This is a genomic window from Paenarthrobacter sp. TRD_SC_7 (assembly GCF_056156245.1).
Genome location: NZ_CM149587.1, coordinates 891,072 through 911,595, shown reverse-complemented (window position 1 = coordinate 911,595; position 20,524 = coordinate 891,072). Strand labels below are relative to the sequence as shown.

The following is a 20,524-nucleotide window of genomic DNA, read 5'->3' as shown; positions in this document are numbered from 1 at the left end:
GGTTGCCACCGCCAACGTTGTTGGCGGTGGCAACTACTGCGTGATTCTTAGGTGAGTGCCTTCAGGACCTTTGCGGTTCCGACCTTCTCTACCGTGGGCTTCTTGTATGCCTTCATTCCGTTTCCCCCCTCTCCGGATTCTGGGTGTAAGTGCTTACACCCAGAAAAGATAGCTTAAATATTTTCGCTTTAGTAATCGGCTGGTTGGGCGTGTCGGAATCAAGTTTTCTGAAACTTCACAGGTCTTGTCATGTCCATGTGTTGCTTGTAGTAAGCTCACCAAATGATTCGCACAGAGCTGCTCCCGCCATCCTCGACGTTTCGAGCCTCTTGGTTGGACAGCTATGACGAGTGGGGGACACTTGATCAAGACGGCTCGTCCGCGTTCCTGGCTGAGCGCTACAATCTGGACCTCCGCGAGGACAATGACTTCACCAGCTGGGTGAAGCTACTGATCGATTTGGCCCGGGGCGACTTCCGCCCTCCCGCAGGATTCGCTCATCAGACATCCATCTGGCTTGTCGACGGCGAAACATATCTGGGTTCCGTCAGCCTCAGGCATTCCCTGACAAATGGCTATCTGGCTGAAGTCGGGGGACACATCGGGTATGGCATCAGGCCTAGCGCCAGGGGGCGGGGACTCGCCAAGCTTGCCCTCAATGGCGCTCTTCGGGAAGGCCGCGCACTCGGGATGGAACGAGTCCTGCTGACATGCAGGGATTCAAATCTTCCGTCTGCCCGGACAATCGAGTCGTGCGGCGGCATGCTTGAGAGCATTCGCCCCTCGGAGAGTTTCGCGCCGGAGTTTGGCATCACCGAGCCTGTTCGTCGGTACTGGATCGAGCTGTAGGGCGGTTCCCGGAAAGATGAGGGCATAAATAAAGCGTCCACCGCTTCGTTGTTTATTGCCAAGTTATTGACAAGGTTGTCAGGAAACGTCTAAGTGCGCTCCTCACGTATTGTCATTTGACCCAGACCCCTAGGCAGCACGGGGCCTCGCACTGACGACCCCTGCGCCTACGCCGCCCAACCAGCCACTCGAGCCCGGCCGCATGGCCTCATGTGTCCGGCTATCGGGTATCTACTCTGTTCAACAGGCGATACGCCCTTACTGGGTAAGCGCATTCCCGATATCCTGTGATCATGATCGACCTCACCACGCTGGCTGACCTCACGCCTGGCCTTTGTTCCGTTACTCTCCGCTCCCATGGGATTGACGATGTGGTCCGGATTTCCTCGGACGCAGGCTTGGCCGGGATCGAGTGGGGCACGGATGTGCACGTCAGCGATTCCGAATCGGCCGCGCATGCCCAGGAAGCTACGGAGAAAGCCGGGCTCACTGTTCTGTCGCTTGGCTCATACTACCGATGCGGGGCGTTCGGAGACTTTGCCCGCGACCTGGACCTCGCTACCGCACTCGGCGCCCCCAGGGTTCGGGTGTGGGCCGGTGAACTCGGTTCGGATGATGCCAACGACGGGCACTGGGACGCGGTGGTCAAAGACACCCTGCGCATTGCCGATTTGGCGGCCGAACGCGGCGTCGCCATCGCTTTTGAGTACCACGGCAACACCCTCACCGACTCCCCCGCCACCACCCTCGACTTACTGAACAGGGTGAATCACGCCAACGTCGGCACCTACTGGCAGCCCGCCGTCGGGCTAACAGACAAGCAGGCACTTGAGTCCCTCCACGCAGTCTTGCCGCACCTGGTGGGCGTCCATTGTTTCTCGTGGGGACCCAAAGCACAGCGCTTTCCGCTACGGAACCGGAAGCTGCTTTGGCAGACGGTCACCGATGTCCTGCGGGGCAACGGCAAGGACATGGACATCATGCTGGAATTCGTCGAGGACGACCTGCCGCACAACGTGCTCAACGACGCCGCGTTCCTGCACACCATCACCTTGGGCGAGGACTAACCCCCGCTAAGCAGTCCAGCCCATCCGGCAGGGCCAGGCTGCGCAGGGGGTTGCTTATGGGAACGCCCGACGGCGGGAATCACCGTGAGCGCCCGGGGCACCTGCCTTGGCAGGTCATCCGTGCGATTCGGCCGGAATCTCCGTGCTGCGGCGAAGCTTGACCGCGCCACTCACGGGTGGGGCGTCAGGGTCTCCGGCGGCGAGGCGCCCAATGTCCTCCAGCGGCAAATGCACCGTGGACAAGGCCGGGCGGAAGTCGCGCAGGGTTTCGATGTCGTCAAAGCCGGCGATGGTGGCATCGCGGGGAATCCAGACCCCTTCCGGCCGTAGCGCAGCGGTGACCCCAATCGCCATGACGTCATTGACCGCGAAGATGCAAAGCCGATCCTTAAAAGCTTTGATGCGTTCCGCGAGGGCCAAACCGGCGTCGTAGCCTCCGGCACGATTGAAGCCGGTGCGAATGACCTCTGCGGCGGGCCTTCCAGCGTCGGTAAGCCCTCGCTGAAAACCGCGGACCCGGTCATCCGAGGTGTACAACCCCTCGGGACCCGCCACGATCAGGAAAGCGCCTTCGTGTGAGGCGGCCAATTCAGCAGCAAGGGCGGCAGCGAGTTCCTCGTTGGGAACTTTCACCACGTGGTAACCCTCGGAAGTGGAGGCGCCAACCACGGGGTGGCCGACCACGCCTACGTGTCCGCCGTTGCGGCAGTAGCGGTCCAGCTCGGCGGCGAGTTCGGTGTTGCCTTGTTTGTCCTCGGCACGCACGGAACGGGAACCGGCAATAACTATGGAATCTGCACGGCGGGCGGCGAAAGCCGCTACAGCCTCCTTTTCATCCAAAGGAGCTCCGGACGTGCTGGCCAACAGGACCATGCGGTTCTGTTGACGGGCCGCGTCCTGAACGCCGCGGGCGATGGCGGAGAAGTAGGGGTCGGCGATGTCGTGGACAATCAGTCCGATCAATCCGGAGCTCGACTTCGCGAGCGCTTGCGCCTGCGCATTGGGGACATATCCGAGCTTTTCGGCAGCCTCACGGACGCGCTCGGCAATCTCTTCTGCCGGCTTACGGGACGAGCCGTTCAGTACCCGGGATGCCGTGGCCAGGGAGACCCCGGCCAAACGGGCAACTTCACTCAGTGTGCTGGCGGCCACGGGGCTCTCCTTTTCTGCAACGCGTCCGGACTGGCGCTAAGGAAATTATGGCAGCCATCCACCACTTTTCGGAAAGCGCTTGCCAACCCTGCGCGCCATAGTGCATGATCGATGGCAACGGGAATGCGCTTTCCCACATGAAAACAGCAAGCACCGGCATCCGCACAGCGACCGGCACACAAGGCACTGGAGAAAACATGGGCTACGAAACAAAGACGATCCGCATCGCCATGAACGGCATCACCGGCCGCATGGGCTACCGCCAGCACTTGCTGCGGTCCATCCTGCCCATCCGCGACGCCGGCGGCTTCACCCTGGAAGACGGCACCAAGGTTCAGGTCGAGCCGATCCTCGTTGGCCGCAACGAAGCCAAGATCCGCGAGCTCGCCGAACTCCACAAGGTTTCCGAATGGACCACGGATCTGGATGCCGTCATCGCCGATCCCACCGTGGACATCATCTTTGATGCGTCCATGACCAGCCTCCGTGCCGCCACCCTGAAGAAGGCCATGCGCGCCGGCAAGCACATCTTCACCGAGAAGCCCACGGCAGAGACCCTTGAGGAAGCCATTGAACTGGCACGTATCGGCAAGGAAGCCGGCGTCACCGCTGGCGTTGTGCACGACAAGCTGTACCTGCCCGGCCTGGTGAAGCTCCGCCGCCTGGTTGACGAAGGCTTCTTCGGCCGCATCCTCTCAATCCGTGGCGAATTTGGTTACTGGGTCTTCGAAGGTGACGTTCAGGCTGCACAGCGTCCGTCCTGGAACTACCGCAAGGAAGACGGCGGCGGAATGACCACGGACATGTTCTGCCACTGGAATTACGTCCTTGAAGGCATCATCGGCAAGGTCAAGAGCGTCAACGCCAAAACCGCCACGCATATCCCCGCACGCTGGGACGAAGCTGGCAAGGAATACAAGGCCACCGCAGACGACGCCTCCTACGGCATCTTCGAACTCGAAACCCCGGGCGGTGACGACGTCATCGGCCAGATCAACTCCTCCTGGGCCGTTCGCGTTTACCGCGACGAACTGGTTGAGTTCCAGATCGACGGCACGCACGGTTCCGCCGTCGCCGGCTTGAACAAGTGCGTTGCGCAGCAGCGCGCCCACACCCCAAAGCCCGTCTGGAACCCGGACCTGCCCGTCACGGAGTCCTTCCGCAGCCAGTGGCAGGAAGTCCCCGCCAACGCTGAGCTGGACAACGGCTTCAAGCTGCAGTGGGAAGAATTCCTCCGCGACGTCGTCGCCGGCCGCGAGCACCGCTTCGGCCTGCTTTCCGCAGCACGTGGCGTCCAGCTGGCCGAGCTCGGCCTGCAGTCCTCCGCTGAGCGCCGCACCATCGACATCCCGGAGATCACCCTCTAATGACGTCACTGATTCTTCCCACCAACGACGGCGGCACCCGCGAGTACCGCCTTCAGGCAGCCACATCGTGGGCCAAGCCGACCGCTCCCTTGACGGCCCGCCGCGCCTATGCCGCAGCCCATGTCATCCCCGAGGTCGCTGCAGACAACACTCCCGGCGCACCGGCGCAGCTCGACTGGGACGCCACGCTGGCCTACCGGCACGAGTTGTGGTCCTACGGCCTGGGTGTCGCTGACGCCATGGACACCGCGCAGCGCGGCATGGGCCTGGACTGGGCAGCCACCCAGCAGCTCATCAAGCGCACCGGCGCAGAAGCCGCATCCGTTGTCGCGGCAGGCAACGCCGCCATCACCGGCAAGTCCGTCCGCGACCTCGTGTCCTGCGGCGCAGGCACCGATCAACTTGATATCACTGCACTTCCTGAGGGCGCAGCCGGAATTCAGGCCGTCATCGACGCTTACCGCGAGCAGATCGCCGTCGTCAGCGAGGCCGGCCCCAAGGTCATCCTCATGGCATCCCGCGCCCTGGCCAAGGTTGCCAACGGCGCCGACGACTACCTGCACGTCTACTCGACGCTCCTGCAGGAAGTCGATCAGCCCGTCATCCTGCACTGGCTCGGCACCATGTTCGACCCCGCACTGGCCGGATACTGGGGTTCCGACGACGTCTCCGTGGCCACCGAAACGTTCCTCAGCCTGATCCGTGAGCACGCGGACAAGGTTGACGGCGTGAAGGTTTCTCTGCTGGACGCCTCGCACGAGGTAGCCCTGCGCGCCGCACTTCCGGAAGAAGTTCGCCTCTACACCGGCGACGACTTCAACTACCCGCAGCTGATCGACGGCGACCAGACGCGCCATTCGGACGCCTTGCTGGGCATCTTCGCAGCGATCTACCCTGCTGCTTCGGTGGCCTTGCAGAAGTACGACGCCGGTCAAGGCGCAGAAGGGCGCGCGATCCTGGATTCCACCCGTGAGCTCGGAAAGCACATCTTCAGCGCACCCACGTTCTACTACAAGACCGGTATCGCCTTCATGTCCTGGCTCAACGGCAAGCAGCCCGGTTTCCAGATGGTCGGCGGCCTGCACTCGGGCCGATCGGTCCTGCATCTGGCCAAGACCTTCGAATTGGCCGACCAGGCCGGCTTGCTGAAGGATCCGTCGTTGGCCGCTTTCCGGATGTCTGACTTCCTGCGGATCAACGGGGTGGGTGCATGAGCGCGGACTTCTCCCGCCTGTCCCTCAACAGCGCCACCACCAAGAAGTGGACCCTGGCCGAGGTCGTTGATGGTTGCGCCCGCGCTGGCATCCCCGCGATCGGACCGTGGCGTGACCGGGTGGCCGAGGCTGGCTTGGAGAAGGCAGCCAAGCTCATCAAAGATGCCGGACTCCGGGTTTCGTCCCTGTGCCGCGGTGGCTTCCTCACGGCGGCCGACGCCGAGGGACAGGCCGCTGCACTGGCCGACAACTTCGAGGCCGTCCGCGAAGCAGTCACGCTGGACACCCAGGAGCTGTTCTTGGTGGTTGGCGGGCTTGCTCCCGGCGAGAAGGACGTCGTGGCTGCCCGTCAGCGCGTCGCCGACCGGCTGGAGGAACTAGTCCCGTTCGCTTCCGAGAACGGTGTACGGCTGGTGCTGGAACCCCTGCACCCGATGTACGCCGCTGACCGCGCACTGATCTCTACTCTTGGCCAAGCACTGGATCTCGCCGCGCCGTACAACGCGAAGGCTGTTGGCGTCGCCGTCGACACCTTCCACGTCTGGTGGGATCCGGAACTGAAGGCGCAGATCGAACGGGCCGGCCGCGAGAACCGCATAGCCTCCTACCAGGTGTGCGACTTCAACCTGCCGATCGCTGCGGACGCTCTGCTGTCCCGCGGCATGATGGGCGACGGCGTCATCGACTTCGCGACCATCGGCACCTGGGTCAGGGACGCCGGCTACACGGGCGACATCGAAGTTGAAATCTTCAACCAGGAAATCTGGGACGCCGATGGCGACGCCGTCCTGGAAACCATGAAACAGCGCTACGCGGAGCTCGTCCTCCCGTACGCGTAACCACGTGATCCTCCCGCGGAATGCCCTAAGCTCCGCGGGAGGATCGCTCCAATAGCCAGCGGGCTCCTGCCAAGGTCACGGCAGGGGCCCGCTTTTTGTGCGTGTGACGCCCATTTTCGTTCGGGCCGCGGCTACACGCCCACGACACCTGGATCCCGGCGTCGCCTGCCCGGTTGCGCGGCCCACAGGAATTAGCGCGGCCTCAGCAGCCCGGCAACCAGAAGAAAAGGCTCGACGACGACGCTCGGGTGAGTGCCGCAGTCGAGCCACATTTTGTGTCCGCCATGAGTCGCGGAATAGGCAGGTGAGATAAGTGGTACACAGCTGAAACATTGCGTCGACGAGAGGAAACAATGGCCACCTACGCTGGTTCTACTTGGACAAAGACGTCCACGAAACCACTGAAAGGACACCACCATGATGCTCTTGAAGACCCTGAACTTTTTCCTTGACGCCAGCGGCAACCACAGTGGCCAGGCCGGAGAATCCAGCTCCGAGCACTCCCCCGCCTTCGTTACCGAGCGCCTGACATCCAGTGCCTGGGAGGGCTGGTGGGATGACGCCGATCAAGGCTTCCCCGCTGAAGCCTGAGTCTTCAAGCCGCCACGAGTGCGGCCGGACTGTAAGTGAATCCCATGAGGAATTGCCCGGATTAGGAGGCTCGCGCAGCGAGCTGGACGCGGGACTTCGGCAGGCCGATCAAGGTGACCGATCCGCCGTCGTGCCCTTCCAGTTCCAGACTGATATTCCGTGAGCCTTCCACAGGTGCCACTGAACTGACCTGAAAAACCTCACCGCTGATCCGGACGCTGTCGCCATTCCTGATGGCTTTGAGCTTCTTTTGTTGCGTTTCAGTGCCCATGGCGAGGGTCTCCACTTCGGCTACTTGTTCTTTTTCGGCTCGTCACCGTGGTTTTCACGGATTTCTTCGCCGTCCCGAATGACTTGGTCTTCCTTTTCCTGCATCTTGTCGCTCTTTTTGGTGTCGCGCGGCGGCAATTGGATGCTCTCTTCGGCTTCAATGCCGCCCTGCAGCTGGCGTCCGCGCTCCATCTCGGCGTCGAATTCCGCACCGAACAGCAAAGACATGTTGAGGATCCAGAGCCACAGCAACATGATGATCACACCCGCCAAAGCGCCATACGTCTTGTTGTAGTTGCTGAAGTTGGCAACATAGAAGCCGAAGCCCAGCGATGCCAGGGCGAAAATCACCAGAGCGATCAGGGAGCCCATGCTCATCCAACGGAACTTGGGCTGCTTGACGTTGGGAGTGAAGTAATAAAGCACCGCAATGATGGCGACGACTACAAGAATGAGGACCGGCCACTTTGCGATGTTCCAGACTGTCAGGGCCGTCTCCGACAATCCGATGGCGCCACCGATGGCCTCAGCCACCGGCCCGCTAAGGACCAGCATGGCGGCCGATAGTGCAGCACCCACGACGGCAACGATAGTCACGGCGAGCATCGTGCCACGCAGCTTGACGAAGCCACGGCCCTCATCCACTTCGTAGACCCGATTCATGGCCCGGCTGAAGGCTGTGGTGTACCCGGAAGCGGACCAAAGCGCCACGAGAATACCGATGATCAGCGTAAAGCCGGCGGCGTTGGACTGAGTCAGCTCCTCGATGGGCTGGCGCATGGCATCTACGCCCGGTCCCGGCGCGAACTGCTGGACGATATCCAGCAGCGCGGACGTGGTTTTTCCTGCGTCACCGAAGATCCCAATCAGGGAAACCAAGGCCAAGAGCGCAGGGAAGAGTGCCAGCACGGCGTAATACGTCAGGCCAGCCGCGGCGTCCGGACATTGATCCTTGGTGAACTCCCGCAGCGTCCGCTTGGCGATATATAACCAAGTGGGCTTGGCGAGGTCGCTGGGACTGTCCGGCTTACGCGAATCTTCCGGGGAAGGAGCGGTCTGCGCCTTGGCTGTACTGGTGTGGGCTGAGTCTTGTGTAGTCATGGGGCACTCGTCCGTGGGGGTAGTTTTCGCGAACAACTGACCCATCAATAGTAAGCATGCTGATGATTAATGCGGAAGCACCCACGCCGACTTATCGCCTACGCCTCCGGAAGATTATCGCGGCACCTACCCAACCAGCGAACCCCAGACCGACGCACCACGCCACCGCGAGCCACCCCGAAGCTCCGGCATTGCCGCCCAGCAGGAAAGCCCGCAGCGCCTCAGTGACTGGCGTGAACGGCTGATGCTGGGCGAAACCCTGCAACCACGACGGCATCGTTTCCGGTTTCACGAAAGCGCTGCTGACGTAGGGAAGGAAGATCGTGATGCTCGTGAGGCCGCTGGCGGCTTCGGGACTGAGGAGCAGCCCTGCCAAGGTGGACAACCAGGTGAAGGCAAGGATGAAGGCCAAGAGCAGCGCCACCGCCGCCAGGGCACCTCCGAAAGTTGCCTGTGGCCGAAACCCCAGAACGAGGGCACAAGCCACCAGTACCGCACTCGTGGCCAGATTCCGTAGGCTGCTGGCAATTACATGGCCCGCCAGTACAGTGGAGCCCGCAATGGGCAGGGTCCTGAAGCGGTCCACTACGCCGGATTTGATGTCCTGGGCAACGCTCACAGCAGTTTGGGACGAACCGAAAGCCGCACACATGAGCAGCAGTCCCGGCATCACGTAATTCACGTAACCTCCACCGGATTGGATGGCCCCACCGAACACCCAGACGAAGGCGAACAGGATTCCCACTGGAACCATCAGCGAAATCACTATGGAATCAACAGTCCTCATGGTCCGGAAAAGTTCGCGCCTGACCATGGTTACGGTGTTGGCAACATACAGGCCTACCGCAGTCATCACTTCGCCTCCTGCTTGGCCGTCAACGCCAGGAAGACGTCATCCAGCGAGGGTTTGATGATGGAAATACTGCTGGCCGTGCAGCCCGCAGCGCTGAGGGTGGCGACCATCGACGTGATGACTGCAGCACTGTCAGCCGTTCCCATGCGGATGGTGAGCAACTCGGCATCGTGAGTGAAAGTACCGTTCGCAGTTTCAGCTCGGATCAGCGCCAGCGCCCTTCCGAAGTCCCCCGGGTCTTGGAACCCGAATTCCACGTGGCCGGCGGGAACCAACTTCTTCAACTCCTCGGCCGTTCCCTGCGCCATGATTCGCCCGTCATTCAACACCGCGATGGAATCTGCCAGCTGATCAGCTTCCTCCAGATACTGGGTGGTCAGGAACACCGTGACGCCTTGGTGCGACAACCCGCGCACCGCATTCCACACCGCCAGCCTGCTTCGTGGGTCCAACCCCGTAGTGGGCTCGTCGAGGAAGAGAACCCTGGGGCGTCGCACCAGGCTCATGGCGAGATCCAAGCGGCGGACCATACCGCCGGAGTAGGTAGATACCTTTCGACCCGCCGCCTCTTGAAGGTCGAAGTCCCGCAGCAACTCATCCGCCCGGGCGTTGGCCTTCGCGCCGGGCAGGAGGTGCAATCGGCCCATCATCCTCAGGTTTTCCCTCCCGGTCAGGAACTCATCCACCGCCGATGCCTGGCTGGTGACGCTGAGGAGGTTCCGGACAGCGGCGGCCTGGCGTTCGACGTCGAAACCTCCGACCGCGACAGTCCCGCCGTCTGCGCGCAGAAGCGTCGTGAGGATGCCAACCAGCGTGGACTTGCCTGCACCGTTTGGACCGAGCAGGGCGAAAACGCTGCCCGCAGGGACGCTCACGTCGACGCCGGCCAGCGCGGGTTTGCCTCCGTAGCTCTTGTGGAGATCTGACACGTCTATGGCTGATTCAGCATTCATCATTCATCCGATCACATGTTTACGCCGTAAACTGTTTATAGCATAAGCAGTTCTTTGTGTATACCCGAAACAGTTAGGCTGGCTGTGAAGGAAGGAAGCCATGCCGCAAAAAGAACCGACCCCCGTGGAAATGCCTCCGGGCATCGCCATCGCATGGGGACTGGAGCGCCCCTCAACCCGGGGCGCAAAAGCCGAACTCAGCGCTGCACGAATTGTGGAAGTGGCCATTCGCCTCGCTGACAAGGAAGGGCTGGCCGCGGTTTCCATGGCGAGGGTGGCCAAGGATCTGGGTTTCACTTCCATGTCGTTGTACCGACACCTGCGGTCCAAGGAAGAGCTCTTGGTCCTCATGGTGGACGAGGCTTTTGGCGAGCCGGATTTTGCCGATACTCCAGGCTCTGCAGGTCCCGGCAGCGAGCCCGACTGGCGAACCGCCACGCGAAGCTGGGCCAAAGCCATAGAGAAGCGTTATCGGCAGCATCCCTGGATACTGGACTACCCAGTCAGCGGCCCACCAGCCTCACCCCATGAGCTTCTCTGGCTCGAGCAACTTCTGAGGGCCCTCGCCCCCACACCACTCACGGCATCGGAGAAACTCAATTCCGCCCTAATGCTGGCAAATCTGGTTCGTTCGAGCACCCGAATGGAACTTGATGTGGCTGACAACGATTCCCCTGCCGCTTTCGAAGCCTACGTGGGCTTGCTCTTCCAACTCCTTGACTCCGAAAAACACCGCGAGGTTCTGGGCCTGTTCAGTGATCCCGAACTGGCCGTCATGGAACAAGCAGGCGACGAGCTCGGGTTCGCCTTGGAGCGTTACCTGGACGGCATGGAAACGCTGATGGCGCGCCGGGATTCCAGCGCGCGCCAGGACTAAGCCCCGGCTTCTGCGAGCGGGCTAGGCGAGCTTGCTCGCCAGCAGGAACTCGAACGGCGATTCGATCACGGACCGGATGACCTGGCCCGCAGCGCCGAGGAGCGTTCCTGAGTGCTCAAGAGCGGAAACTGTCAGGTTGCCCGGATCCAGCAGTCCCGGTGCGTAGCGCTCCAAACTGGTGAGCAGCGCCGGCCTGAGCCATTCCGCCAGCACAGCGAAGTGCCCGCCGAGCACTACGGCTTCAATATCCATCAACCGCGCAGAAGAGGCTAGCGCGACGCCCAGGTACCTCCCGGCGTCGTGAACTGCCTGCGTGGCCTGCGGTTCCTGAGCGCCCAAGGCCGCTAGCAGCAGTTCCGTGCGCCCGGCCAGCGAGCCCTCGGGGATGCCGGCCGCCTCGAAAATGGCTTCCTGGCCGGCAAAGGTCTCCAAGCACCCCACCCCACCGCAGGAACAAGCTGGCCCGTCCGGGTGAACCACGATGTGTCCAAGTTCGCCCGCCGATCCGCCAGGCCCGGTGTAAAGCTCCGAGCCGATAATGACGCCCCCACCAACGCCCACTTCGCCTGAAACATAGAGGAAGTCAGTCTGGCCTCCGCCATACCAGAGCTCCCCGAGTGCGGCACTGTTGGCCTCGTTGGATAACCTGACGCCAAGCGGTGCGTCATCAAGCAGAGACCGCGGGTTCAGCTCCTCGTGCTCCCAGTGCAGGTTGGGAGCGGACAACACAAGGTTGCGCTGCCCATCCACCAGGCCGGGCACCGCCAGGCCGCCACCGAGGATTGAGATGTCCGCTGCAGCAGCGGCGGCTACAGCTTCTGCAACCAGGCCACCCAAGCGCTCCATGACCTTTTCGGGCGCCATCCCCCGGTTTCTCGATTCAACGGTGGAGTGGAAGCGGAGATTTCCGCCCAGGTCCACGAGGCCAACGGCCAGGTAGTCCACGTTGATCTCCATGCCCACTACGCCACGGCGGGCACTGAGTTCCAAGCCCTGGCCAGGCCGTCCCCGCTCTCCGTCGCGGTAAAGGCCCACTTCGGAGACCAGCCCGGACTCAACGAGGTCGGCCACCAGGCTGGAAACCGCAGCCTTGGTAAGTCCGGTTCCGGCGGCCAACTGCGCGCGACTTGGCTTGGCATCACCGGTCCGGGCGATGGAGTCCATCACCAATGAAAGATTTCGACGGCGGACGTCGCCTACGCGTCCGGGCGCGGTTTGCTCATTCACTGGCGTGGGACCTCCCTGCGGATTCGAAGAATTTTTCCGACTTCCATTGACCATGATCCATCATCCCCCATATAGTTCAGATTGAAAACTAATTGGAGTGCATCTCTTCCAGTTCTTCCCCCAGTGCTTTGCAAAGGAGCAAAAATGACCCCGCAGCCCACCGCGCAGGACCGCTTCACCTTTGGCCTTTGGACCGTCGGCTGGACCGGCGCCGATCCCTTCGGCGTAGCTACTCGTCCGGCATTGGACCCGGTTGAGGCAGTCCACAAGCTCAGCGAGCTCGGCGCTTACGGCATCACGTTCCACGACAATGACTTGGTTCCGTTCGATGCCACGGCGTCCGAGCGTGACCTCATACTGAAGAACTTCAAAGCAGCCTTGGCCGAGACCGGCCTGAAGACTCCGATGGTCACCACCAATCTGTTCAGCCACCCGGTGTTTAAGGACGGCGGATTCACCTCGAACGACCGCTCCATCCGCCGCTTCGCCCTCAGCAAGATCCTCCGGAACATCGACCTCGCTGCTGAACTGGGTGCCGAGACCTTCGTGATGTGGGGCGGCCGCGAAGGCAGCGAATACGACGGCTCCAAGGACCTCTCCGCAGCGCTGGACCGCATGAAGGAAGGCGTAGACACGGCGGCCGGATACATCAAGGAGAAGGGCTACGGCCTTCGGATTGCCTTGGAACCCAAGCCAAACGAACCCCGGGGTGACATCTTCCTGCCCACCGTCGGCCATGGCCTGGCGTTCATCGCGCAGCTGGAACACGGCGACATCGTGGGCCTCAACCCGGAAACGGGCCACGAGCAGATGGCCGGACTGAACTTCACCCACGGCATCGCCCAGGCCCTGTGGGCGGGCAAGCTCTTCCACATCGACCTCAACGGCCAGCGTGGGATCAAATACGATCAGGACCTCGTCTTCGGCCACGGCGACCTCACCAGCGCTTTCTTCACGGTGGACCTGCTGGAGAACGGCTTCCCCAACGGTGGTCCGAAGTACGACGGTCCGCGCCACTTCGACTACAAGCCGTCACGCACCGATGGGTACGACGGCGTGTGGGAATCAGCTAAGTCCAACATGTCCATGTACCTCCTGCTGAAGGAACGCGCCCTTGCTTTCCGCGCCGATCCCGATGTCCAGGAGGCCTTGGCCACTTCGGGCGTGTTCGAGCTGGGCGAACCCACCCTGAACGCCGGAGAGACCACTGCGGACCTGCTGGCTGACGCCAGCGCCTTCGAAACGTTCGACGCCGATCAGGCCGCCGAACGCTCATTCGCCTTCGTCCGCCTCAACCAGTTGGCCATCGAGCACCTGCTCGGCGCCCGCTAGGTCACTCCCACACATCACATTCCCGCCGCCGGGCTCCCCAGGTTTCTCCTTTGCAGGCTTTTCCTTGCAGGCCCGGCGGCGGTCCCCCTAAGGAACAAACGCATGCCTCTCGTAGCCGGGATAGACAGCTCTACCCAGTCCTGCAAAGTGGTCATCCGGGATTCAGTCACCGGCGCCCTGGTGCGTCAGGGCCGGGCCTCCCACCCTGAGGGCACGGAAGTCCATCCGGATTATTGGTGGTCGGCCTTGCAGGAAGCAGTTGCACAAGCGGGCGGCTTGGAAGGCGTCGAGGCCGTGTCCGTCGGCGGCCAGCAGCACGGCATGGTGTGCCTGGACGAGTCAGGAAACATTGTCCGTCCGGCCCTGTTGTGGAACGACACCCGTTCGGCCCCGGACGCAGAAGAGCTGATCCTTGAGGCCGGCGATGGCGATGCCACGGCAGGAGCCGCCTACTGGGCGTCCCGCACGGGAACCGTACCGGTGGCATCGCTGACGGCAACCAAGCTCCGTTGGTTGGCACGGAACGAACCCGTCAACGCTCATCAAACGGCGGCAGTGTGCCTTCCCCACGATTGGCTGTCCTGGCGCCTGGCCGGACACGGACCCGGAAGCGGGCCTGCCTCCCTGGAACTCCTCCGCACAGACCGCTCGGATGCTTCCGGTACGGGCTACTTCTCCCCGAGCAGTGGCGGATACTTGCCGGAGGTCCTCAAGAGCACCCTCGGCCACGTCCCCGCGCTGCCCGTCGTCGTCGGGCCCCTGGAAGCTGCGGGAAAGACACCTGCCGGCGCACTGATTGGGCCGGGTGCAGGTGACAACGCGGCAGCTGGACTGGGCGTGAGTGCCACCGTCGGGGACGTCGTAATTTCGATCGGAACGTCGGGCACGGTCTTCGCGGTTTCAGATGTGCCAGCGTTGGATGCAAGCGGGCTCGTGGCAGGCTTCGCGGACGCCACCGGCAACTACCTGCCGCTCGCATGCACGCTCAATGCGACCCGGATCTTCGACGCCACGGCTGCATTACTTGGCGTGACCCTGACGGAACTCGGTGAATTGGCCCTGTCCGCTCCGGAGGGCGCTGAAGGGCTGACCCTCGTCCCGTACTTCGAGGGCGAACGGACCCCCAATCTCCCGGATGCCACGGGATCCCTCCATGGCATCACGGTTTCCAACTACACTCCTGCCAACATGGCCCGCGCCGCGGTTGAGGGCGTGCTGTGTTCTCTGGCCGACGGGCTGGCTGCCCTGCTGGCACAGGGTGTCTCCGCCCAGCGCATCATCCTGGTGGGCGGAGGTGCGCAATCGGACGCGGTCCAGCAAATCGCGGTCGCAGCCTTTGGGTTGCCCGTGTTCATACCGGAGCCCGGAGAGTACGTTGCGGACGGCGCGGCCCGGCAAGCTGCAGGCGTACTGACGGGCAAGTTGCCGGATTGGCCACTTGAAGGAATTGAGGTTGTTCACCGGAATGCCGCAGGCGTTCCGGAATTCCTGACCAGGTACCGCCACTATGCCGCCAAGGTGGCCAAGAGCTAATCAACGTCGCGGGTGCTCTATCGTGACAGGGTGAGCACTGAACAATCTGCACCGCCCCGGCCTCCCGTCATGGAGGACGTTGCCCGAGTGGCAGGTGTCTCCCACCAGACCGTCTCCCGGGTGTTGAACAACCACCCCAACGTGAGCTCCAAGACCCGCGAGCGCGTCGAGCAGGCCATCACCGAATTGGGGTATCGCCGGAACACCGCCGCCCGCAGCCTGGTCACCCGGCGATCCCAGACCATTGGGGTGCTCGGCAGCGAAATGGCGCAGTACGGGCCGTCCCACACGCTCCTCGGAGTCCAGCAGGCGGCAAGGGACGCGGGCTATTTCGTCAGTGTCGCCGGCCTGCGGGAAGTAACGCCGGACACCATCAAGGACGCCATGGCGCACTTTATGGACCAAGGCGTCGACGGCATCGTAGTAACGGTGCCCCACCCGGGCACTTTTGATGTCCTCAAAGACATCACCGTCCAAGTACCCCTGGTTGCTGTTGGGTCCATCGGCGATGAGCACCTCACGGGCGCCACTGTGGACCAGCGGCAGGGGGCGCGCCTCGCCGTCGAGCATCTCCTGGAACTCGGGCACCAGCGGATCGGGCACCTTTCCGGCCCGGCTGATTGGATTGACGCTGCTGCCCGCATCGAAGGGTGGCGGGACGCCCTGGCCGAGGCCGGGATTGAGCCGGCAACTCTTATCGAGGGCGACTGGAGCGCCGAATGCGGGTACCGCGAAGGCCTAAAGATCGCCGCCGAACGATCCGTGACGGCCCTCTTCGTCGCCAATGATCAAATGGCCCTCGGCGTCCTTCGCGCGTTCAACGAGCTTGGTGTTCAAGTGCCCGCGGACATCAGTGTGGTGGGCTTCGACGACCAACCGGAGTCGGCGTACTTCATACCCCCGTTGACCACCGTGGCCCAGGACTTCGAGGAGCTCGGCCAACGCTGCATCGGTTTGCTGCTGGACCGGCTGGAGAACGGAACCACCGGTACGCCTGCCACGGTGACGCCCCGGTTGGTTGTTCGCTCCACCACGGCTCCCGTCTCCAAGTAGCGGTCAGGCGGCGCTGCCGCACCGTGGTGTTAGAAAGTGTGTGCGGGGTGTAACACGGGTCTGTTGTTACCGGGCGGGGCGGTGGATCATGGGATTGTCTGCTGTGGTTGAGGTCGCTGTGACCTTGGTGCCTTTGTGCCCGTCAAGTAGCGTGACCCGGAGGACTCCACGGGCACCGTGGATTGTTGCTTTGAGCACGAGTGTTAGATTCCTGAATAGTTTCCCTGTCCTCCCCGTGGCAGACACCTAACTAAGGAGCTACAGGGGTAGGAGGGTGCAATGGATATCGTGCACGAGCGGGCCGCGGGGTTGGATATTTCCAAGCGGGACGCGAAGGTCTGTGTCCGGGTTCCGGGGACGCGGGCGGGGACTTACATCTCACGGGTTACGACCTGGGGTGCAACCACACAATCGATCTTGGAACTGCGGGACTTCCTGGAGCGTGAACGGGTTTCTGCCGTGGTGATGGAAGCGACCAGCGATTACTGGAAGCCCTTCTTCTATCTGTTTGAAGAGACGTTGCCGGTGATGCTGGTCAATGCCAAGGCTGCACGGAATATCCCCGGGCGCAAAACCGATGTTTCGGACGCGGCGTGGTTGGCGCAGTTGGCCGCTTACGGGTTGCTCAAGGGTTCCTTTGTTCCACCCGAGCCAATCCGTGAACTCCGGGACCTGACCCGCGCCCGTGCTATCGCCGGCAGGGACAGGACCCGAGAGATCCAGCGGCTGGAGAAATTTCTGGAGAGCTCGGGAATCAAGCTTTCCTCGGAGGTCTCGGACCTGATGGGGGTCTCGTCCAGAGAGATGCTTGAGGCCTTGATCAGCGGAGAACGTGATCCTCAGGTATTGGCAGGAATGGCTCGAGGAACCTTGCGCTCCAAAGTCCCTGCCCTTGTTGATGCCCTTACCGGCAGGTTCAAGCCTCACCACGCATTCATGGCAAGGCTGCATCTGGACCAGATCGATGCCCAGACCCGAACCATTGAGGCGCTCACCGGGCGGATCGAGGAGGCTATGGAACCCTTTCGTGAAGCCAGGCAGGCCCTGGCCACCATCCCCGGAGTATCCCTCAAAGTTGCCGAAGTGATCATCGCCGAAACCGGTGCAGACATGCGCGTCTTCGAAACGCCGGCCCGGCTCGCGTCCTGGGCCGGCGTCTGTCCCAGCGCCAATGAATCCGCCGGGAGGATCAAGTCCAGCCACATCATGCCCGGCAACAAATACCTCAAAGCCGCTCTCGGCACCTCAGCCCTATCAGCGACACGAACGCAAGGCACGTACCTCGCAGCCAGATACCACCGCATAGCAGCCCGCCGCGGACCCATGAGAGCGGTCGTAGCGATCGAGCATTCCATCCTGACAGCGGCATGGCACATGCTCGCCAACGGCGAGTGCTACACCGACCCGGGCGCAGACCACTTCACCCGCATCAACCCATCCCGCGCGAAAAACAACGCCATCAAACAACTCAACAACCTCGGCTACAACGTCACCATCAGCCCAACCACCGCAGCCTGAGTCACCACTACTTTCGTATTAGGTCGCAGCAGAGCTCGTTCTGACCGCTCAAAACGAGCTCTGCTGCGACCTACTTGGGCGCGCCACCGCCTAACCCCCGTCCTGAGCACCTGTTCAACGCGGCCCGCTCTTGACATCAAAGTTGTGAGCGCTAACAATTGCATCAGACCTTCTTCAGTTTTCCACCCCGACCCCCGGCAATGAGGCCTTGGCCAGCCGGATGGAGACCCCCATGAATACCTCTGAAAACCTCCCCCTCGACGAGCAGTTCGTCATCGGTGTGGACTATGGCACTTTGTCCGGCCGCGCCGTCGTGGTTCGTGTATCTGACGGCGCGGAGCTCGGAAACGGCGTCTTCGAATACCCGCATGCCGTCGTGACGGAAAACCTGCCCGGTAGCAGCCAGCGGTTGCCGGCCGACTGGGCGCTTCAAGTACCCAACGACTACCGCGACGTCCTGCGCAATGCCGTGCCAGCCGCCGTCGCCGATGCCGGAATCAACCCGGGCAATGTGGTGGGTATCGCCACCGACTTCACCGCCTGCACCATGGTTCCGACAACGGCAGACGGCACGCCGCTGAACGAACTGGAACGCTTCGCGGACCGGCCGCACGCCTTCGTCAAGCTGTGGCGTCACCACGCCGCGCAGCCGCAGGCTGATCGCATCAACCAGCTTGCAGAGGAACGTGGCGAATCCTGGCTGCCCCGCTACGGTGGCCTGATCTCCTCCGAGTGGGAGTTCGCCAAGGGATTGCAGCTCCTTGAGGAGGATCCGGAAGTCTACGGCGCCATGGACCACTGGGTTGAGGCAGCCGACTGGATTGTCTGGCAGCTTTGCGGAAGCTACGTCCGCAATGCCTGCACCGCCGGCTACAAGGGCATCTTCCAGGACGGAAAGTACCCGTCCCAGGACTTCCTGGCGGCTCTCAATCCTGATTTCAAGGACTTTGTCAGCAGCAAGCTGGAACACACTATTGGCCGCTTGGGCGACGCCGCCGGTTACCTCACTGAAGAAGCCGCGGCATGGACCGGGCTTCCTGCGGGAATCGCAGTGGCAGTAGGCAACGTGGACGCACACGTCAGCGCGCCGGCCGCAAACGCTGTTGAACCCGGACAACTCGTCGCGATCATGGGAACCTCCACGTGCCACGTGATGAACGGCGACGTCCTCCGTGAAGTCCCCGGCATGTGCGGAGTAGTCGACGGCGGCATCGTGGATGGGCTGTGGGGCTATGAAGCAGGCCAGTCCGGTGTGGGCGACATCTTCGGCTGGTTCACCAAGAACGGAGTACCGCCCGAATACCACCAAGCCGCCAAAGACAAAGGTCTGGGCATCCACGAATACCTCACGGAACTCGCGGAGCAGCAGGCCATCGGCGAGCACGGGCTGATTGCTTTGGACTGGCACTCAGGCAACCGCTCAGTGCTGGTTGACCACGAACTTTCCGGCGTGGTGGTGGGCCAGACCCTGGCCACCAAGCCCGAAGACACGTACCGGGCGCTGCTGGAAGCCACAGCTTTCGGAACCCGCACCATCGTGGACGCTTTCCGCGACTCCGGCGTCCCGGTCAAGGAGTTCATCGTGGCCGGCGGGCTCCTGAAGAACAAGTTCCTGATGCAGGTGTACGCCGACATTACCGGCCTGCAGCTCTCCACCATCGGATCGGAGCAGGGTCCTGCGCTGGGATCGGCAATCCACGCAGCCGTGGCCGCAGGGAAATACAAGGACATCCGTGAAGCCGCCGCCTCCATGGCTGCTGCTCCCGGCGCCGTCTACACGCCCAGCCCGGAAAACGTGGCCGCCTACGAGGTCCTCTTCCAGGAATACCGCGCCCTGCACGACTACTTCGGCCGAGGTACCAACAACGTCATGCACCGCCTCAAGGCCATCCAACGCGCCGCGATCCAAGGCTCGGCAGCCCACGGTTCAGCGAACCAGGCCAGCACCTTGGAAGGAGCCTCCGCATGAGCGCCCTGCTGGAAACCATCGCAAGGGTCCGCAAGGAAGTCTGCGAGCTGCACGCCGAGCTGACCCGTTACGAACTGGTGGTTTGGACCGCGGGCAACGTTTCGGGTCGGATCCCGGGCCATGACCTCATGGTCATCAAGCCATCGGGAGTCTCCTATGACAACCTCACGCCCGAGCTTATGGTGGTCACCGACCTCTACGGCACTCCGGTTCGAGGCATCAACACCGGAAGCGCCGGGACTGTGGACTGGGGCAACCCGGACCTCTCTCCGTCATCGGATACCGCCGCGCATGCCTACGTCTACCGGCACATGCCGGAGGTGGGTGGCGTGGTGCACACCCACTCCACCTACGCTACGGCCTGGGCTGCACGTGGCGAGGAAATCCCGTGCGTACTGACCATGATGGGCGACGAATTCGGCGGACCCATTCCAGTGGGACCGTTCGCGCTGATCGGCGACGACTCCATTGGGCAGGGCATCGTTGAGACACTCAAGAACTCCAACTCCCCCGCGGTGCTTATGCAAAACCACGGCCCCTTCACCATCGGCAAGTCCGCCCGCGAGGCGGTCAAGGCCGCCGTCATGTGCGAGGAAGTGGCCAGGACAGTCCATATTTCCCGTCAACTGGGCGAGCCGCTGCCCATCGATCAAGCCAAGATCGAGTCCCTCTACGACCGATACCAGAACGTTTACGGCCGCTAAAGCGCAACGGCTCAAAAAGCCGCCGCTTTCAGCGCCGTAGACACAACTCGGAACA

The 20,524-nt window shown here is 62.4% G+C and carries 20 protein-coding genes; 13 read left to right on the top strand and 7 right to left on the bottom strand.

What is annotated here, in order from left to right; all coding sequences use genetic code 11:
• Window positions 1–282 precede the first annotated feature (282 nt).
• Together AC0J5Z_RS04510 and AC0J5Z_RS04505 are read left to right on the top strand one after the other, a co-directional pair.
• Window positions 283–849 carry a GNAT family N-acetyltransferase gene (locus AC0J5Z_RS04510; RefSeq protein ID WP_475037710.1) on the top strand — a complete coding sequence of 189 codons (567 nt, stop codon included), beginning with the start codon at window positions 283–285 and terminating at the stop codon, window positions 847–849.
• Between the two features lie 293 nt (window positions 850–1,142).
• A complete protein-coding gene (locus AC0J5Z_RS04505) occupies window positions 1,143–1,916 on the top strand; it encodes a sugar phosphate isomerase/epimerase family protein (protein ID WP_475037709.1) in 774 nt (257 codons plus the stop codon).
• A gap of 114 nt (window positions 1,917–2,030) precedes the next feature.
• On the opposite strand, the gene AC0J5Z_RS04500 is transcribed toward AC0J5Z_RS04505, so the two are convergent.
• On the bottom strand, window positions 2,031–3,068 hold the full coding sequence (locus tag AC0J5Z_RS04500) for a LacI family DNA-binding transcriptional regulator (RefSeq protein WP_475037708.1): 1,038 nt from the start codon (window positions 3,066–3,068) through the stop codon (window positions 2,031–2,033).
• 197 nt (window positions 3,069–3,265) lie between these two features.
• Here AC0J5Z_RS04500 and AC0J5Z_RS04495 point away from each other — a divergent pair, with 197 nt between their 5' ends.
• The 4 genes from AC0J5Z_RS04495 to AC0J5Z_RS04480 all read left to right on the top strand — a co-directional run bounded on the left by AC0J5Z_RS04495 (window position 3,266) and on the right by AC0J5Z_RS04480 (window position 7,079).
• Window positions 3,266–4,435 (top strand): Gfo/Idh/MocA family protein, encoded by a 1,170-nt coding sequence (locus AC0J5Z_RS04495; RefSeq protein WP_475039539.1) that lies wholly within the window; start codon window positions 3,266–3,268, stop codon window positions 4,433–4,435.
• Complete coding sequence (locus AC0J5Z_RS04490) at window positions 4,435–5,649, top strand: dihydrodipicolinate synthase family protein (protein WP_475037707.1); 1,215 nt, start codon at window positions 4,435–4,437, stop codon at window positions 5,647–5,649. Before AC0J5Z_RS04495 ends, AC0J5Z_RS04490 begins: the two co-directional genes overlap by 1 nt.
• Window positions 5,646–6,488, top strand: coding sequence for a sugar phosphate isomerase/epimerase family protein (locus AC0J5Z_RS04485; RefSeq protein ID WP_475037706.1), 843 nt, complete (start codon window positions 5,646–5,648; stop codon window positions 6,486–6,488). The genes AC0J5Z_RS04490 and AC0J5Z_RS04485 overlap by 4 nt, the downstream gene beginning before the upstream one ends.
• Before the next feature lie 417 nt (window positions 6,489–6,905).
• Window positions 6,906–7,079, top strand: a complete 174-nt coding sequence (locus tag AC0J5Z_RS04480) for a hypothetical protein (protein ID WP_475037705.1) — start codon at window positions 6,906–6,908, stop codon at window positions 7,077–7,079.
• A gap of 61 nt (window positions 7,080–7,140) precedes the next feature.
• Here the strand turns inward: AC0J5Z_RS04480 and AC0J5Z_RS04475 are convergent, their stop codons facing one another.
• The 4 genes from AC0J5Z_RS04475 to AC0J5Z_RS04460 all read right to left on the bottom strand — a co-directional run bounded on the left by AC0J5Z_RS04475 (window position 7,141) and on the right by AC0J5Z_RS04460 (window position 10,259).
• Window positions 7,141–7,350, bottom strand: a complete 210-nt coding sequence (locus AC0J5Z_RS04475; RefSeq protein ID WP_475037703.1) for a hypothetical protein — start codon at window positions 7,348–7,350, stop codon at window positions 7,141–7,143.
• A 20-nt stretch (window positions 7,351–7,370) separates the two neighbouring features.
• Window positions 7,371–8,450: a YihY/virulence factor BrkB family protein gene (locus tag AC0J5Z_RS04470; RefSeq protein ID WP_475037700.1), complete on the bottom strand. Its 1,080-nt coding sequence runs from the start codon at window positions 8,448–8,450 to the stop codon at window positions 7,371–7,373.
• Between the two features lie 91 nt (window positions 8,451–8,541).
• Window positions 8,542–9,303: an ABC transporter permease gene (locus AC0J5Z_RS04465; protein ID WP_475039537.1), complete on the bottom strand. Its 762-nt coding sequence runs from the start codon at window positions 9,301–9,303 to the stop codon at window positions 8,542–8,544.
• Complete coding sequence (locus AC0J5Z_RS04460; RefSeq protein WP_475037699.1) at window positions 9,303–10,259, bottom strand: ATP-binding cassette domain-containing protein; 957 nt, start codon at window positions 10,257–10,259, stop codon at window positions 9,303–9,305. The genes AC0J5Z_RS04465 and AC0J5Z_RS04460 overlap by 1 nt, the downstream gene beginning before the upstream one ends.
• 97 nt (window positions 10,260–10,356) lie before the next feature.
• On the opposite strand from AC0J5Z_RS04460, the gene AC0J5Z_RS04455 reads away from it, so the two are divergent.
• Entirely contained in the window at window positions 10,357–11,133 is a 777-nt protein-coding gene (locus AC0J5Z_RS04455; protein ID WP_475037697.1) for a TetR/AcrR family transcriptional regulator, read from the top strand.
• Window positions 11,134–11,154: 21 nt separating this feature from the next.
• Here the strand turns inward: AC0J5Z_RS04455 and AC0J5Z_RS04450 are convergent, their stop codons facing one another.
• Window positions 11,155–12,360, bottom strand: a complete 1,206-nt coding sequence (locus AC0J5Z_RS04450; protein WP_475037695.1) for an ROK family transcriptional regulator — start codon at window positions 12,358–12,360, stop codon at window positions 11,155–11,157.
• 144 nt (window positions 12,361–12,504) lie between these two features.
• Here AC0J5Z_RS04450 and xylA point away from each other — a divergent pair, with 144 nt between their 5' ends.
• The 3 genes from xylA (at window position 12,505) to AC0J5Z_RS04435 (ending at window position 16,278) form a co-directional block, all read left to right on the top strand.
• Window positions 12,505–13,692 carry a xylose isomerase gene (gene xylA, locus AC0J5Z_RS04445; protein ID WP_475037693.1) on the top strand — a complete coding sequence of 396 codons (1,188 nt, stop codon included), beginning with the start codon at window positions 12,505–12,507 and terminating at the stop codon, window positions 13,690–13,692.
• Between the two features lie 102 nt (window positions 13,693–13,794).
• Complete coding sequence (locus tag AC0J5Z_RS04440; protein WP_475037692.1) at window positions 13,795–15,225, top strand: xylulokinase; 1,431 nt, start codon at window positions 13,795–13,797, stop codon at window positions 15,223–15,225.
• A gap of 69 nt (window positions 15,226–15,294) precedes the next feature.
• Window positions 15,295–16,278 carry a LacI family DNA-binding transcriptional regulator gene (locus AC0J5Z_RS04435; RefSeq protein ID WP_475039535.1) on the top strand — a complete coding sequence of 328 codons (984 nt, stop codon included), beginning with the start codon at window positions 15,295–15,297 and terminating at the stop codon, window positions 16,276–16,278.
• Between the two features lie 66 nt (window positions 16,279–16,344).
• On the opposite strand, the gene AC0J5Z_RS04430 is transcribed toward AC0J5Z_RS04435, so the two are convergent.
• Window positions 16,345–16,476 (bottom strand): hypothetical protein, encoded by a 132-nt coding sequence (locus tag AC0J5Z_RS04430; protein WP_475035766.1) that lies wholly within the window; start codon window positions 16,474–16,476, stop codon window positions 16,345–16,347.
• An 81-nt stretch (window positions 16,477–16,557) separates the two neighbouring features.
• Here AC0J5Z_RS04430 and AC0J5Z_RS04425 point away from each other — a divergent pair, with 81 nt between their 5' ends.
• The 3 genes from AC0J5Z_RS04425 (at window position 16,558) to AC0J5Z_RS04415 (ending at window position 20,469) form a co-directional block, all read left to right on the top strand.
• Window positions 16,558–17,796: an IS110 family RNA-guided transposase gene (locus AC0J5Z_RS04425; RefSeq protein WP_475035764.1), complete on the top strand. Its 1,239-nt coding sequence runs from the start codon at window positions 16,558–16,560 to the stop codon at window positions 17,794–17,796.
• 232 nt (window positions 17,797–18,028) lie between these two features.
• Window positions 18,029–19,765, top strand: coding sequence for a ribulokinase (araB, locus tag AC0J5Z_RS04420; protein ID WP_475037691.1), 1,737 nt, complete (start codon window positions 18,029–18,031; stop codon window positions 19,763–19,765).
• Window positions 19,762–20,469 carry an L-ribulose-5-phosphate 4-epimerase gene (locus AC0J5Z_RS04415; RefSeq protein ID WP_475037690.1) on the top strand — a complete coding sequence of 236 codons (708 nt, stop codon included), beginning with the start codon at window positions 19,762–19,764 and terminating at the stop codon, window positions 20,467–20,469. Before araB ends, AC0J5Z_RS04415 begins: the two co-directional genes overlap by 4 nt.
• The last annotated feature ends 55 nt before the right edge of the window (window positions 20,470–20,524 follow it).